A 14,202-nucleotide genomic window follows, 5' to 3' on the forward strand; every position below is an offset into this window, starting at 1 on the left:
AGAAAGGTTTCCTTGCTCGCACCACCGCCGCAGCTCGTGCCGGGCGCTCGTGAACCACGAAGGACATTTCCGCGATGAGCGATCAGAGCACCATTCGCTGGGACCAGGACGCCGACGGCATCGTCGTGCTGACCCTCGACGACCCCCAGCAGCAGGCGAACACGATGAACGACCGCTACGTGCGGTCGATGGAAGAGACGCTGCAGCGCCTCCAGGACGAACGCGACAAGATCACCGGCGTGGTGCTCACCTCGGCGAAGAGCACCTTCTTCGCCGGCGGCGACCTGCGTGACCTGGTGCGGGTGCGCCCGGAGAACGTCGAAGAGTTCGCCGAGGTCAGCGCCACGACCAAGCGGCAACTGCGCGCCTTGGAGACGCTCGGCGTGCCGGTCGTCGCCGCGCTCAACGGCACCGCGCTCGGCGGCGGGCTCGAAATCGCGCTGGCCTGCCACCACCGCATCGCGCTCAACGGCGCGAAGACCCGCTTCGGCCTGCCCGAAGTGACCCTGGGGCTGCTGCCCGGCGCGGGCGGCGTCGTCCGCACCGTCCGCATGCTCGGCATCGCCGACGCACTGCTCAAGGTCCTCACCCAGGGCCAGCGGCTGCGCCCGGAGAAGGCACGCGAGCTCGGCCTGATCGACGAGGTCGTGGAGGACGCCGACGCGCTGCTGAACCGCGCGAAGGAGTGGATCAAGGCCAACCCGGAGGCCGTGCAGCCCTGGGACCAGAAGGGCTACAAGATCCCCGGCGGCACCCCGTCGAACCCGAAGTTCGCCGCGAACCTGCCGGCGTTCCCGGCGAACCTGCGCAAGCAGCTCAAGGGCGCGCCGATGCCCGCGCCGAAGAACATCCTCGCCGCGGCGGTCGAAGGCGCCCAGGTCGACTTCGACACCGCGCTCGAGATCGAAGGCCGCTACTTCGTGGACCTGGCCAGCGGCCAGACGGCGAAGAACATGAGCAAGGCCTTCTTCTTCGACCTCCAGCACATCAACTCCGGCGGCAGCCGACCCGACGGCATCGAGCGGTGGAAGGCGAGCAAGGTCGCCGTGCTCGGTGGCGGCATGATGGGCGCGGGCATCGCCTACGTCTGCGCGAAGGCCGGCATGCAGGTGGTGCTCAAGGACATCTCCCTCGCCGCCGCCGAGAAGGGCAAGGCCTACTCGGAGAAGATCCTCGGCAAGGCCGTGGACAAGGGCCGCAGCACCGCGGCCGAGCGGGACGAGGTGCTCGCCCGCATCACCGCGACCGACCAGAACGACCAGCTCAGCGGCTGCGACCTGGTCATCGAAGCCGTCTTCGAGGACACCAGGCTCAAGCACCAGGTGTACAGCGAGATCGAGGACGTCATCGACGGCGACGCGCTGATCGCCTCGAACACCTCGACGCTGCCGATCACCTCGCTCGCCGAGGGCGTGCGGCGCCGCGAGGACTTCATCGGGCTGCACTTCTTCTCCCCGGTCGACAAGATGCCGCTCGTGGAGATCATCTGCGGCGAGCAGACCAACGAGCGCGCGCTGGCCAGGGCGTTCGACGTGGTGCAACAGATCAAGAAGACGCCGATCGTCGTCAACGACAGCCGCGGGTTCTTCACCAGCCGCGTCATCGGGACCTTCCTGCACGAGGGCGTGTCGATGCTCGGCGAGGGCATCCACCCCGCGACGATCGAGCAGGCGTCGAACCAGGCCGGGTTCCCCGCGCCGGTCCTGCAGCTGTTCGACGAGCTCACCCTGACCCTCCCGCGCAAGATCCGGGAGGAGACGAAGCGGGCCATCGAGGAAGCCGGTGGGACCTGGACCCCGCATCCCGCCGACGAGATCCTCGACCGCATGGTCGAGGAGTTCGAGCGGCCCGGACGCTCGGGCGGTGCCGGGTTCTACGAGTACACCGACGGTGTGCGCGGCGGGCTGTGGTCCGGACTGGTCGATCGGCTGGGAGCGGGCAGCGTCGACCCGACGAAGGTCGCGCTCGTCGACCTCACCGAGCGGTTGCTGTTCATCCAGGCCATCGAGACCGTGCGGTGCTTGGACGAAGGCGTGCTGCGGTCCGTTCCGGACGCCAACATCGGGTCGATCTTCGGCATCGGCTTCCCGGCGTGGAGCGGGGGAGTGGTGCAGTACATGAACGGCTACGCCGGTGGCCTCGCCGGTTTCGTCGAGCGGGCGAAGGAGCTCGCCGACAACTACGGGCAGCGCTTCACCCCGCCGGAATCCCTGGTGCGCCGCGCCGAGGCCGGCGAGCCGTTCGCACTCGGCGAGCCCGACGACGAAATCGTCAACTCCACCGCGGCATGACAGGAAGGTCGCTTTCCTGTCACCGGTGACAGAAAGGTTCCCTTCCTCGCACCGACCCGGGCATGAAGAAGGGGCGCTGGACCACGTGGTCCGGCGCCCCTTCTGGGCGGTGCGCTTATCGAGCCTCCGCTGGAGGGATCACCGCTGCGCGGGGATCTGCGGCAGCCCGGTGGCGACGTTGTGCACGATCTGACCGGGTACGGCGGTGAGCTCGTCCGCCTTGGTCATGTCGGCCACCTTGCCGGCGGCGGGCACGACATCGCCGACCTTCGGCAGGTTCCCGCCGCGCAGGTCGTGTTGGAGCACCGCTTCGGGCCGGGCGACGGGGCCCACGGTGTAGCCGTGCGCGGCGTCGAGGGCGAAGGAGGTGTCTCCGGCGGAGACGCCTTGGTGGTCGGGCTGGCGCGGCCCGATCTCGGCGTCGAGGAACTTGCCGTCGGGGGCGTGCCTGTCGACGATGCCGGTGTGCTGCGGGTTCGCCGCGACGCCGATGGTCGGCCGGGTCTTGGTGAGGTCTTCGACGTCCAGCCGCGCCTGGCCGATGTGCCTGGTGATGCGGGCGGGCTTGCCTTCGCTCAGCAGCGGTTCGCCGTCGCGCAGCTCGCCGGCGATGCCGTGCGTGGTGGTGACGATGTTCGCGCCGACCTGCTTGACCACGTTCGGAACGCCCGCGCGCAGCTGTGCGTCCAGGCAGGGGGCTTTGGTGCTGTTGAAACCAGGAGCGTCCTGCATGCGGCAGGCGTCCACCGGCACGGTGACGCCGATGTCGTCGGGCACCGAGGAAAGGTCAGGCTTGACGAGTTCGGGTCCTGGCGCTGCCGAGGCGGTGCCGGCCCCGACTGCGGCGAATCCCGCGGCCACGACGGCTGCTTGCAACGTGCGCGTGGTCCAGGGGCGCAAGATCAGTTCTCCTTGGTGTCGCGAGTGGGGCTCGGTTCCCGGCCCGGCGCCGGGGTGCGGTGCCGGGACGGGAACCTGGTGAGGCCGTCCGGTGCGGGTGTCGACGACCCGACGGGGTCGCGCGGAGCCACGTGCCACGCCAGACGATCAACGCGCTCCACATCGGCACTCCGAAGACCGCTCTTGATCCCTTGGGTGGAGATGCCCCTCGATCGAGTGGTATTCGGCCGCTCGTGCTGCGGGCGGCGGAGGAGGCGGGGCCTGTTCAGGCCTGCGGCATGAGGCTCGGGCTGATCAGGGCCATGAGGTGCTGGGTCGCGTGCTCGGCGGTGATCTCGGGCCGCTTCTCGCGCCACATCGCCAGCCGCTCGCACGCCCCGATGATCGATTCGGCGAACGCCTCCAGGCGGACCTGGTCCAGTTCGGGACGGCTGGCCTCGAGCAGCCGGGCGGTGAGCTCCGTCTGCTGCTCCCGGGTCGCTTCGAGTTCGGTGTTCACGGTCGCGACGGGGATGGCTGCCTCGTTGCGCAGCAGCGCCCAGGACTGGGCGTGGTCATCGCTGAAGCGGAAGAACGCGAGCAGGCAGTCGTGCAGCAGCTGGGCGGAGTCCCCGGCCGCGCCGGCCGCCGCCTCGGTGGTGGCGTCGAGCAGTTCCCGCCGTGCGCGTTCGACGCAGGCGACCAGGAGGCCTTCCTTCGAACCGAAGTACTCGTAGAGCATCGGCTTGGACAGGCCGACGCGGTGGGCGATGTCGTCCATCGAGGTGGCCTGGTAGCTGTTGGTTGCGAACACCTGCTCGGCGACGGCCAGTATCTGCTGTTCCCGCTCTGCCCTGGGGAGACGCTTGCGTCGCCCGTTCGTCGCGGAGTTCCCGGCGGCCTGCTCAACATTCACGATCCAACCCTACCGAGAATGGCCGCGACGAACCCTACCGGAGGTAACTTACTCATAGTAGGCTACTTTGAGGTAGGAAGGTGTGGTCCATCAGGGAGGGCTCGAATGGCACAGGCGCCACCGCAGCGGCACGACACGTCCGTCGTCATTGTGGGCACCGGATTCGCCGGACTCGGCACGGCGATCAAGCTCAAGGAAGCGGGCATCCACGATTTCGTCGTGCTGGAGAAGAGCGACGACCTCGGCGGCACCTGGCGCGACAACACCTATCCCGGATGCGCGTGCGACGTGCCGTCGCTGATGTACTCCTTCTCGTTCGAGCAGAACCCGGACTGGTCCCGGTTGTTCGCCGAGCAGCAGGAGATCTCCGACTACCTCCAGCGCTGCGCCGACAAGTACGGCATCCGCGAGCACATCCGCTACGGTGTCGAGTTCACCGGCGCGGACTACGACGAGGACACCCACACCTGGCGCGTGTCCACGGCCTCCGGCGACTCCTACGTCGGTCGCGCACTGGTCTCCGGCGTCGGTGCGCTGCACATTCCCAGCTACCCGGAGCTGAACGGGCTGGAGCGCTTCCAAGGCGAGGTCTTCCACTCGGCGAAGTGGAACCACGACTACGACCTGGAGGGCAAGCGGGTCGCCGTCGTCGGAACGGGCGCCAGCGCCATCCAGTTCGTGCCGAAGGTGGCGGCGCAGGCGTCCAGGCTGCACCTGTTCCAGCGGACGCCCCCATGGGTGCAGCCCAAGCCCGACCGGGAGATCCCGGAGAAGGTGCGGAAGTGGTTCCGCCGGGTCCCGTTCCTGCAGCGCGTCGCGCGCACCGCGGTCTACTGGACCCTCGAGTTCCGCTCGGTCGCGGTGCTGCGCAGCAAGGTGCTCGGCAAGATCTCCGAGCACCTCGCCAAGCGCTACATCCGCCGGGTCGTGCAGGACCCCGACACGCGCGAGGCCGTCGTGCCCAAGTACTCCATGGGGTGCAAGCGGATTCTGCTCTCCAGCGACTACTACCCGGCGCTCAACAGGCCGAACGTCGACCTCCGCACGAGCGGTGTCGCAGAGATCAAGGAGAATTCGGTCGTCACCGGCGACGGCGAGGAGTACCCGGTCGACGCCATCATCTTCGGCACCGGGTTCCACGTGACCGACGCCTTCGACCACCTCGACATCATCGGGCGGAACGGGCGGAAGTTGCGGGACACCTGGAAGGACGGGATGCACGCCCACCTGGGCATGACCGTGTCCGGTTTCCCCAATCTGTTCTTCCTGCTCGGCCCGAACACCGGCCTCGGGCACAACTCCGTCGTGTTCATGATCGAGTCGCAGATCAACTACGTGCTGAGCTGCCTGCGGCCGATTCACCGCGGTGAGGTCGATCAGATCGATGTGCGGCAATCCGTGCAGGACGAGTTCAACGGCAAGATCCAGCACCAGCTCTCCGACGCGGTGTGGTCCTCGGGCGGATGCCAGAGCTGGTACCTGGACGTCAACGGCGTCAACCGCACGGTCTGGCCCGGTTTCACCTGGAACTACTGGCTTCGGACGCGCAAGGCCGACCCGGCGGACTTCGAGATCAAAGCGGCGACCGGGCGCCATTGATGCTTCGCACGGGCGTTCGATATAGTTCCGGGCGTCGTTGTTGGAACAGCCCCGGCTGAGTTCACCGGTGTTGGGCCGGAGGGCGGGGCGCATCTTGAGCTAGGGGCTCCGATGCCACAGGCCCGCACGTTGTCGTCCGACGAGATCCGGGGACTCCGCGAAGAACTGTCCTCCGGCGGTACACCGACGCTGTGGTTCACCTCAGCAGCGGTCGGTGTGCCGGAGGGGCGGTCCGGCAAGGTCATCGCGCTGGACGAACCGGCCGAGGGCGACTTCATCCAGATCCGCCCGGCCGGATCCAAGGACGTCCTGTCCTTCTCGGCGGCGGAGGTCACGACGGTCAAGCCGCCGCGCAAGCGCAAGGAGCCGGAGCCGGTCGCCCCCGTCGCCGAAGCCCCCCAGGCGGCGGCGAAGGCACCGGAGCCGAAGCCTGCTGCCGCCCCCGCTCGCCCTCCGGAGCCCGCGCGTTCCGCGCCGAACGCCGGCGCCGAATCCGCTCCGAAACCGGCCGCGGCGGCGAACCGGCGCAAGCCGAAGCCGCCGGCGGGCGCCACCGTGATCTTGACGGCCGACCAGGCGGGCCAGTGGAACGTCGAGGTCAGCACCGGGAAGAAGCGGGTCCTGCGCCCCACGCCCGTGTCGACCTCGGCCGTGGCCCAGGCGGCCAAGTCGTTGCACGAAGAGGTCGCCGCCGCCGTCGAACCGCTGCTGGAGGCCGCGCGGGAACAGCAGCGCGAACGCGTCGAGCAGCTCGAGCAGCAGCTCGCCGACGCCCAGCGCATGCTCCACGAACTCACCGAGTGACCCCACTGGCACCGAGCGCACGCGAGACGTGACAGGAAGGTTCCCTTGCTCTCATCCGTGACAGAAAGGTTCCCTTCTTCGCAGTGGTGACAGAAAGGTTCCCTCCCTCGCGTCGGTGACAGGAAGGTTCCCTTGCTCGCAGTCATCGGCTCGTGCTGCGGCGGCGCCTCGAGTTCCGGGGCCGGGCCTGGTGGTGGCCGGACGTGCCGTCGATGGCGGTGCTGTGCGCTCACCAGCTCAAGGTCGCCGGGAGCAACGCCTAGAATCGAGGGCGTGACTCGGATGCTGACTCCACGCTGGTTGCTGCTGCACGCGGTGTTCATCGCCGCGGTGATCGCAACGGCCTTCCTGGCGTGGTGGCAGTGGGATCGTGCGCACGAAGCGGGCGGCAGCTTCCAGAACCTGGGTTACGCGCTGCAGTGGCCGCTGTTCGGGGTGTTCACGCTCTGCATGTGGGTGTGGTTGATCCGCATGGAGCTGCAGCAGCACGACCCGCCGCAGGCCGCGTCGGACACTTCGGAACCCGCGGAGCCGGCGGAACCGGAGGACGACGGCGCCGCGCGCCGCAGGCGTCCGCTCGTGCCGCCGCCCGCACCTCCCGTGGAGGTGGGCGAGGACCCGCAGCTGGCCGAGTACAACCGCTACCTCGCGGAACTCAACGACGCCGACCAGCGGGCGGGCTGACCGGGCCGGATCCGGCGTCAGTTGAAGGTGATGTCGCCGTTGATCTGCTCGCCTTGGATCAAGGTGCGCACGGTGCCGGAGTTCTGGTTGACCACCCGGTTCTGCGTCGCGGACAGCTCGTGGTGCACTTCCGCGCCCGCCTCGCGCAGCTCCGCGCCGAACTCCGGATCGTCCTGAGCGACCTGGTCCAGCCGTTCGGCCAACGCCTCGATCTGCGGTCGTCCCGCACCGCTCTCCGCGGCCTCGAGCGCGGCCAGCGTCGTCGGGTCGTCCCGGCGGCGCAGCAGGCCGCGCACCTTGTCCAGCGCGCCCTGCGCGGCGCTGCCCAGTGCGACGGCGATCTGACCGCCGAGCGCGGTGGCGAGGGAATCGAAGAACGGGTCGATCATTGGTTCCTCCGCACGGTTCGTTGTGACCAAGTGTAGGCGCTCGATCACGGAGTTCGCCGTGACTTCGGTCTATCCGCCGCGACCGTCGCCCGGGTGGCCGCGCGTCGCGGCGGAAGAATGCGACGGTTGCGCCGCACGGTCGATTTTCTGCGCGGTGCCAGGGCGAATGCCGTTTTCGGAAGGTCGGCCGGAGGTCGGCCTTGACAGGCCGGTGTGATATCAACGGAGGGACCGACGGAGCAGGTTCGGCGACCTCACGGCAGAGTTGCCGCGCCTTCCCGGAACGCTCGGAACCGCCGCCTTGGCGCATGCGCCGGGCCCGCGGCTAGCGGTCGAGACCAGGTCGTCAAAGACATGCGGTGATTGGGGCAGGCGTGCGCAGCGGCGTGCTGTTGAAGATGTTCGGGCTGTGCGTACTGGCCGGTGTGCTGGTGGCGTTCCTGATGATGCCGATGGCGACCGGCGCCGGGGCGGTGGTGAACCAGGCCACCGACGCGATGTCGAGCATGTCCAGTTCACTGGCCAAGCGGGACATGCCTCAGGTGTCGGTGGTGACCGACAAGGACGGCGAGCCGATCGCGCACTTCTTCGAGGACTACCGGGTCGAGACGAAGCCCGAGCAGATCTCCGGCTACATGAAGGCCGCGATCACCGCGGTGGAGGACAAGCGCTTCTGGAACCACGACGGCGTCGACTGGCAGGGCACGATGCGTGCGCTCGCGAAGAACGTCAGCACCGGTGGCACGGCGCAGGGCGCGTCGACGATCACGCAGCAGTACGTGAAGAACTACCTGGTGCACGTCGTCGCCCAGAACGAGGTCGACGCGGAGAAGGCCAAGGAGACGACGATCGCGCGGAAGCTGCGCGAAGCGAAGATCGCCGTTGAGCTCGAACGCACCATGACCAAGGAGGAGATCCTCACCGGCTACCTGAACGTGGTGCCGGTCGGGAACCAGACCTTCGGCGTGGGCGCCGGCGCGCAGACCTACTTCGGCACCACCCCGGACAAGCTGACGGTCTCCCAATCGGCGCTGCTCGCCGCGGTCGTCAACCAGCCCGGTTCGCTGAACCCGCGGTCCAACCCGGATGAGGCGCTGGAACGCCGCAACCTGGTGATCGACCTGATGACGGATCCGCACAACAGCCTCCGGATCAGCGAGGAAGACGCTCAGATCGCGAAGAACGAGCCGCTCGGGTTGACGCCGCAGCTGGGCCGCCCGCCGAACGGTTGCGTCGGCATCGGCGACGGCACCACCGACGGGTTCTTCTGCGAGTACGTGCGCCACTACCTGGAACGTTCCGGCATCGACGACGAGAAGCTGGAAACCGGCGGCTACACGATCCGCACCACGCTGGACCGCAAGTCCAGCGACGCGGCGAAGGAAGCCGCGAAGAAGCAGGTCCCCACGCAGACCGACGGCATCGCCAACGCCATGTCCGTCGTCGAACCGGGAACGGACAAGCACAAGGTTCGCGCGCTGGTCGCCAACCGCGACTTCGGCAACGACCCCAACGCGGGGCAGACGGCCTACGACATCGTCAGCCGGGTGCAGCCCTTCGGTGCGGGGTCGATCTACAAGGTCTTCACCGCCGCCGCCGCGCTCGAGCAGGGCATGACGATCCACGACAACGTCCCCGTGCCCGCGACCTACACCTCCAGCGTGTACAAGAACGGGACGAACCCGTACACGGTCGGCAACGCCGAGGGCGTCCAGCCAGGGGACCGCACCCTGCAGATGGCGCTCGCGACCTCGCCCAACACCGGCTTCGTCGCACTGCAGGAGAAGGTCGGCCTCAACGCCACCGTCGACATGGCCTCCAAGCTCGGTCTGCGCCAAGGCATGAACGGCGTGAACAGCAGCGGCTCCACCCTCGACGACGACGGTTCCAACGGGCCGTCCCAGGCCGAGGCGGTCAAGAAGAACAAGCGCGGTGCCTTCACCCTCGGCTACACGCCCACCAGCGTGCTGGAGCTGTCGAACGTGGCCGCCACCATCATGAGCGGCGGCACCTACTGCCCGCCGACTCCGCTGGAAGAGATCCGCGACCGCAACGGCAACGAGGTCCCGATCAAGGAAGCTCCGTGCGAGCAGGTCATCTCGCCGGAGGTCGCCGGTCAGCTCGCGCAAGGCATGAGCAAGGACGACACCGAAGGCACCTCCAAGGTCGCGGCGAGCGCGGCGGGCTGGACCCGGCCCATGATCGGCAAGACCGGAACCACGCAGGAGAGCAAGTCCGCGGCCTTCCTGGCGGCGACCCCGCAGATGGCCGGTGCGGTGCTGACCTACGCCGACGGCTCGCGTCCCCGCGGGATCTGCGACGGCGGTGGCGAGTCGCCGCCGTTCCTCTGCGGTGAAGGCAACATCTTCGGTGGCAAGGTGCCTGCCCGGACCTGGTTCGACGCCATGACGAGAATCCACGAAGGCCTTCCGGCCGCGCCGCTGCCGGGTGGCCCGCCCGCCCCGTAAGCGAGCTCGAACGCGAAGAAGGGCCGTCCGCTGAGCTGCGGACGGCCCCTCTTCGCGTTCAGCGGCGGCTGAGCCGGCGAACTCCGCGCGTCAATCCCGACGCCTCCCGAACCAGCACCACCGGGAGCTTGCCGAGCAGCACCAGCAGCAGAATCGCCAGCGCCAGCACGATCCATCCGGACCAGCCGAGCAGGCCCGACGTGACGTTGTCCACCGGGTGCCCCGCGGCGCTGAACAGAATGCCGAAACCGGCCGCGGCATTGACGAAACCGTGCCCGATCGCGGCGGGCCACACGCTGCCGGTCGCCAACCTCAACCACCCGAGCAGCGCGCTCAGCAGAGCGCAGAAGCACACCATCATGATGAACGCGACGACGATCGGGGCATTCGGGTAGTTGTATCCCAGGATGAGCAGCGGAGCGTGCCACAGGCCCCACAGGACGCCCGTCACCAGGAACGCGGCCGGCTGCCCCAACGGCAGCAAAGCGGTGGTCAGGTAACCGCGCCAGCCGACTTCCTCCCCGAACGCAGGGATGACGTTCAACCAGCCGAGCAGCATCACCTGCACGAGCTGCATCAGCGCCAACGACGACAGCGACGGCGCGCCCACCCCGCCCGCCTCAAGACCGAACTGCTCCGAAAGGCCGGAGAAACCGGTCCAGTCCGCGTGATAAACCCCGAGCAGCGCGCCGAGACCCAGCGCGACCAGCATCAGAACCGGTGGGCCGAACCACGCGATCAACGCCCGGCCCCACCACTTCCGGACGCCACCGGCATTGGTGACGCCGAGGTCGCGCACCGGCGCGTCCCGCGGGCTGATCCACTTCGTGACCGCGAACGCGGACGCCGCGGGCACGAACATCATCACCACCAGCAGCAGTGGCGCCCACGTCCACGTCAAACCGGCGCCCGTCAGCCACAACGGAATGCTCAGCACCCACGTACCCAGGTAGCTCAGCCCGACGAAGCTCACCACACCCCGAACATCAACTCGATCACCCACACCCCCATCCTGCCAACGCCCCCGCCCCTCCCGCCCACCCGGCGAGGAAGGGAACCTTCCTGTCACTGGTGACAGGAAGGTTCCCTTCCTCGCGGAAAAGGCGTGACAGCATGAGCCCATGACGACCTTGCTGCCTTCCACTGATCGCGCGCTGCTCAGACGGCTGGCCGTTGAGCAGAGCCAGAACCGCGTCCCCTCGCTGATAGCCGGGCTGGTCCGCGACGGGGAAACGCTCTGGACCGGCAGCAGAGGACTCGTGTCAGGTGAAGCCCCGACCTCGAACACCCAGTACCGAATCGGCTCGATCACCAAATCGTTCATCGCGGTCCTGGTGCTGCGGCTGCGCGACGAAGGCCTTCTCAACCTCGAAGACAGGTTGGACCAGCACGTCCCAGGTACCGCCATCGGAGACCGCAGCATCACCCGCCTGCTGACGCACACCAGCGGGATGAGCGCGGAACCGGCGGGCCAGTGGTGGGAACGCACCGAAGGCGGCCCGGTCGAAGAACTGATCGCCGGTGTCGACGAAGACGCCGTCCGCCCGAGCCCCCGGCACGGCTTCCACTACTCCAACACCGGATTCGGGGTTCTGGGGGAGCTCGTCGCCCGGCTGCGGGGACGCTCTTGGTACGAGTCGGTGCGGGAGGAGATCCTCCTGCCGCTGGGCATGAACCGGACCACCTTCGGCCCGGAAAGTCCTCACGCGCAAGGCTGGGCGGTCCACCCGTGGGCCGACGTGTTGTTGCCGGAGCCGGCGGAAGACGGCGGGGCCATGGCCCCTGCGGGACAGCTGTGGTCGACCTTGGACGACATGCTGCGGTGGGCGCGGTTCATCGCCGGTGAGACGGCCGAGGTGCTGCATCCGGACACGGTCGCGGAGATGCGGGCTGCCGGTGCGGTGGACGACGGAGACGTCTGGCGTGCCGGGTACGGACTCGGATTTCAGCTGATCAGGAACCAGGGGCGGCGGCTCGCCGGGCACACCGGCTCGATGCCCGGCTTCCTGGCGACCGTGATGGCCGATCCCGCGGATCGGACCGGTGTCATCTTCATGGCCAACACGACTGCGGGAGTGTCGTCGGCGCTCATCACGGACTTGCTCGGCCTGCTCGACGAGCACGAACCGCGGATTCCGGAGGCGTGGGCTCCGAGCACGCGGGTCGAGCCTGATCTGCTCGAACTCACCGGTCAGTGGTACTGGGGGCCGTCTCCTTACGTGCTGCGGATTCTTCCGGACGGCCTGCTGGATCTGGTGCCGTGGCAGGGGCGCGGCCGAGCATCTCGTTTCCGCCGGAACGAGGACGGCACCTGGACCGGCCTGGACGGCTACTACTCGGGCGAGCGACTCCACGTGGGCCGTTCCTCCGACGGAACCGCGACCCACCTGAACCTGAACACCTTCATCTTCACCCGAACCCCGTACGACCCGAACGCCCCCATCCCCGGCGGCGCAACCCCCTGGACCCCCACCCCCTGACCCCGTTGTTCGATGCGAGGAAGGGAACCTTTCTGCCACTGGTGACAGAAAGGTTCCCTTCCTCGCACCCAGTGGGCGATGGTTAGGTTAGGCTGCCCTCTGTTGGGTGGGTTGATCGCGCAGCCGTCGATCGGAGTCGTGCCTGTGAGTGGGAAGTCCGTCGTCGAGGTCACCTCGCCTGCCCGGCTGTTGGCGGAGTTCCCCGCCGGCGACGAGGTCGCAACCAGAGTCGCGGCATGGCGCCGGTCGATCGAAGGCGTCCTCGCCGGCCGAGACGACCGCGTCCTCGTGGTCGCGGGGCCGTGCTCGGTGCACGACGTGGCGGCGACGAGGCACTACGCGAACCACCTGCGCGAACTGGCCGCTGAACTCGATGACGAGCTCCTCATCGTCATGCGCGCCTATTTCGAGAAGCCGCGCACCACCGTCGGTTGGACGGGTCTGCTCGCCGACCCGGCGCTGGACGACACCTCGGACATCGAAACCGGGCTCCGTCTGTCTCGCCGGTTGCTGCTCGACCTGGTCGAACTCGATCTCCCTGTCGCCACGGAATGGGTCAGTCCCTTCGCGGCGGACTACCTCGGAGACCTCGTCAGCTACGGCGCCATCGGTGCTCGAACAGTGGAGAGCCAGGTCCACCGCCAGCTCGCCAGCGCACTGCCGATGCCGATCGGCATGAAGAACGGCACCAGCGGATCGCTCCAGGCCGCGGTCGACGCGGTGATCACCGCGAGGCACCCGCACCGCTTCCTCGCGTCCGGCCCCGACGGGGCGGTGAACTGGGTGCGCAGCTCGGGGAACGGAGCCGCGCACGTGATCCTGCGAGGCGGGAAGAGCGGACCCAACTACGGGATCACCTCGGTGCGGCGTGCGGCTGCCATGTTGCGGGCCGCTGGCTTACCGCCCGCGGTGGTCATCGACGCGAGCCACGGGAACAGCGGAAAGGACCACACCAAGCAGCCGAAGGTGGTCTCGGCAGTCGGAGCCCAGCTCGCCAGCGGGGTCGACGCCATCCGCGGCGTCATGATGGAAAGCTTCCTCGTCGGGGGACGCCAGGACATCGACGCGGCGGCTCCCGTCCACGGGCAGAGCATCACCGATGCCTGCCTGGGCTGGGAAGACACCGCCACCGTGCTGCGGGACCTGGCCGCATCGGTGCGGGCGTCCAGGCGTACGTGTGATTCAGCGAACTGGTTGCAGCTGGCATGAGGAGCAGCGTCGAAGGCGCGTGACGCTCATGCTGGGAGGCGTGCCCGAAGACCTGCGCATCACCTCCAAGCTGACCGTCCCGGCAGCTGAATTATTCGAACGGTTTTCGCGTTCCTCGGGGCCTGGCGGGCAGCACGTCAACACAACGGACTCCCGGGTGGAGCTCGTCTTCGACCTGGCGAACTCGAAGATCCCCGAACCGACGCGGGACCGTGCGCTCAGCCGCTTGGAGTCTCGCCTGGTCAACGGCGTCCTCACCGTCGTCGCCTCTGAACACCGCAGCCAGCTGCTCAACCGGACCGCGGCACGGGAACGGTTGGCGGCGTTGCTGGCCGAAGCGATCGCCCCTGAACCGCCACCTCGGCGCCGGACGAAACCGACCGCCGGTTCGCGGCGGCGCCGCCTGGACGGTAAGAAACGCCGTGGCCAGGTGAAACAGTGGCGACGGCGCGGAGATCCGGGCGACGGCTGAGGCGAACGTGT

Annotated in this window: 12 protein-coding genes; 8 read left to right on the forward strand and 4 right to left on the reverse strand. The window is 68.4% G+C overall.

The window, feature by feature from the left end; genetic code table 11:
- Positions 1 to 74: 74 nt before the first annotated feature.
- Entirely contained in the window at positions 75 to 2,291 is a 2,217-nt protein-coding gene (locus ACWD38_RS02675; protein ID WP_450123204.1) for a 3-hydroxyacyl-CoA dehydrogenase NAD-binding domain-containing protein, read from the forward strand.
- Between the two features lie 138 nt (positions 2,292 to 2,429).
- On the opposite strand, the gene ACWD38_RS02680 is transcribed toward ACWD38_RS02675, so the two are convergent.
- On the reverse strand, positions 2,430 to 3,068 hold the full coding sequence (locus tag ACWD38_RS02680; protein ID WP_184482160.1) for a hypothetical protein: 639 nt from the start codon (positions 3,066 to 3,068) through the stop codon (positions 2,430 to 2,432).
- Positions 3,069 to 3,456: 388 nt separating this feature from the next.
- Positions 3,457 to 4,086, reverse strand: a complete 630-nt coding sequence (locus ACWD38_RS02685) for a TetR family transcriptional regulator (RefSeq protein ID WP_184482158.1) — start codon at positions 4,084 to 4,086, stop codon at positions 3,457 to 3,459.
- 105 nt (positions 4,087 to 4,191) lie between these two features.
- Between ACWD38_RS02685 and ACWD38_RS02690 the strand changes: the two genes are divergently transcribed.
- The 3 genes from ACWD38_RS02690 (at position 4,192) to ACWD38_RS02700 (ending at position 7,173) form a co-directional block, all read left to right on the forward strand.
- Positions 4,192 to 5,685, forward strand: a complete 1,494-nt coding sequence (locus tag ACWD38_RS02690; RefSeq protein ID WP_184482156.1) for a flavin-containing monooxygenase — start codon at positions 4,192 to 4,194, stop codon at positions 5,683 to 5,685.
- Positions 5,686 to 5,796: 111 nt separating this feature from the next.
- Positions 5,797 to 6,489, forward strand: a complete 693-nt coding sequence (locus tag ACWD38_RS02695; RefSeq protein ID WP_184482154.1) for a DUF6319 family protein — start codon at positions 5,797 to 5,799, stop codon at positions 6,487 to 6,489.
- Positions 6,490 to 6,771: 282 nt separating this feature from the next.
- The gene (locus ACWD38_RS02700; RefSeq protein ID WP_184485711.1) at positions 6,772 to 7,173 is read left to right on the forward strand and encodes a hypothetical protein; all 402 of its coding nucleotides are present in this window, start codon (positions 6,772 to 6,774) and stop codon (positions 7,171 to 7,173) included.
- 17 nt (positions 7,174 to 7,190) lie between these two features.
- On the opposite strand, the gene ACWD38_RS02705 is transcribed toward ACWD38_RS02700, so the two are convergent.
- Positions 7,191 to 7,562 (reverse strand): hypothetical protein, encoded by a 372-nt coding sequence (locus tag ACWD38_RS02705; RefSeq protein WP_184482152.1) that lies wholly within the window; start codon positions 7,560 to 7,562, stop codon positions 7,191 to 7,193.
- A 398-nt stretch (positions 7,563 to 7,960) separates the two neighbouring features.
- On the opposite strand from ACWD38_RS02705, the gene ACWD38_RS02710 reads away from it, so the two are divergent.
- Positions 7,961 to 10,030: a transglycosylase domain-containing protein gene (locus tag ACWD38_RS02710; RefSeq protein WP_221316765.1), complete on the forward strand. Its 2,070-nt coding sequence runs from the start codon at positions 7,961 to 7,963 to the stop codon at positions 10,028 to 10,030.
- 58 nt (positions 10,031 to 10,088) lie between these two features.
- On the opposite strand, the gene ACWD38_RS02715 is transcribed toward ACWD38_RS02710, so the two are convergent.
- Positions 10,089 to 11,174 (reverse strand): CPBP family intramembrane glutamic endopeptidase, encoded by a 1,086-nt coding sequence (locus tag ACWD38_RS02715; RefSeq protein ID WP_450123205.1) that lies wholly within the window; start codon positions 11,172 to 11,174, stop codon positions 10,089 to 10,091.
- Here ACWD38_RS02715 and ACWD38_RS02720 point away from each other — a divergent pair.
- The 3 genes from ACWD38_RS02720 (at position 11,152) to arfB (ending at position 14,191) form a co-directional block, all read left to right on the forward strand.
- The gene (locus ACWD38_RS02720) at positions 11,152 to 12,510 is read left to right on the forward strand and encodes a serine hydrolase domain-containing protein (protein ID WP_184482150.1); all 1,359 of its coding nucleotides are present in this window, start codon (positions 11,152 to 11,154) and stop codon (positions 12,508 to 12,510) included. The two genes, ACWD38_RS02715 and ACWD38_RS02720, sit on opposite strands and share 23 nt — an antisense overlap.
- A 144-nt stretch (positions 12,511 to 12,654) precedes the next feature.
- Complete coding sequence (locus ACWD38_RS02725) at positions 12,655 to 13,719, forward strand: 3-deoxy-7-phosphoheptulonate synthase (RefSeq protein WP_450123206.1); 1,065 nt, start codon at positions 12,655 to 12,657, stop codon at positions 13,717 to 13,719.
- A gap of 28 nt (positions 13,720 to 13,747) precedes the next feature.
- Entirely contained in the window at positions 13,748 to 14,191 is a 444-nt protein-coding gene (arfB, locus tag ACWD38_RS02730) for an alternative ribosome rescue aminoacyl-tRNA hydrolase ArfB (RefSeq protein WP_221316764.1), read from the forward strand.
- Positions 14,192 to 14,202 lie beyond the last annotated feature (11 nt).

This window comes from Saccharopolyspora sp. NPDC002578 (assembly GCF_053592695.1).

Bases quoted from the DNA above. Each gene is read 5' to 3' on its own strand.
- ACWD38_RS02675 (WP_450123204.1), top strand. From the start codon at position 75: ATGAGCGATCAGAGCACCATTCGCTGGGACCAGGACGCCGACGGCATC.
- ACWD38_RS02705 (WP_184482152.1), bottom strand. From the start codon at position 7,562: ATGATCGACCCGTTCTTCGATTCCCTCGCCACCGCGCTCGGCGGTCAG.
- ACWD38_RS02720 (WP_184482150.1), top strand. From the start codon at position 11,152: ATGACGACCTTGCTGCCTTCCACTGATCGCGCGCTGCTCAGACGGCTG.
- ACWD38_RS02690 (WP_184482156.1), top strand. From the start codon at position 4,192: ATGGCACAGGCGCCACCGCAGCGGCACGACACGTCCGTCGTCATTGTG.
- ACWD38_RS02700 (WP_184485711.1), top strand. From the start codon at position 6,772: ATGCTGACTCCACGCTGGTTGCTGCTGCACGCGGTGTTCATCGCCGCG.
- ACWD38_RS02710 (WP_221316765.1), top strand. From the start codon at position 7,961: ATGTTCGGGCTGTGCGTACTGGCCGGTGTGCTGGTGGCGTTCCTGATG.
- ACWD38_RS02695 (WP_184482154.1), top strand. From the start codon at position 5,797: ATGCCACAGGCCCGCACGTTGTCGTCCGACGAGATCCGGGGACTCCGC.
- arfB (WP_221316764.1), top strand. From the start codon at position 13,748: ATGCTGGGAGGCGTGCCCGAAGACCTGCGCATCACCTCCAAGCTGACC.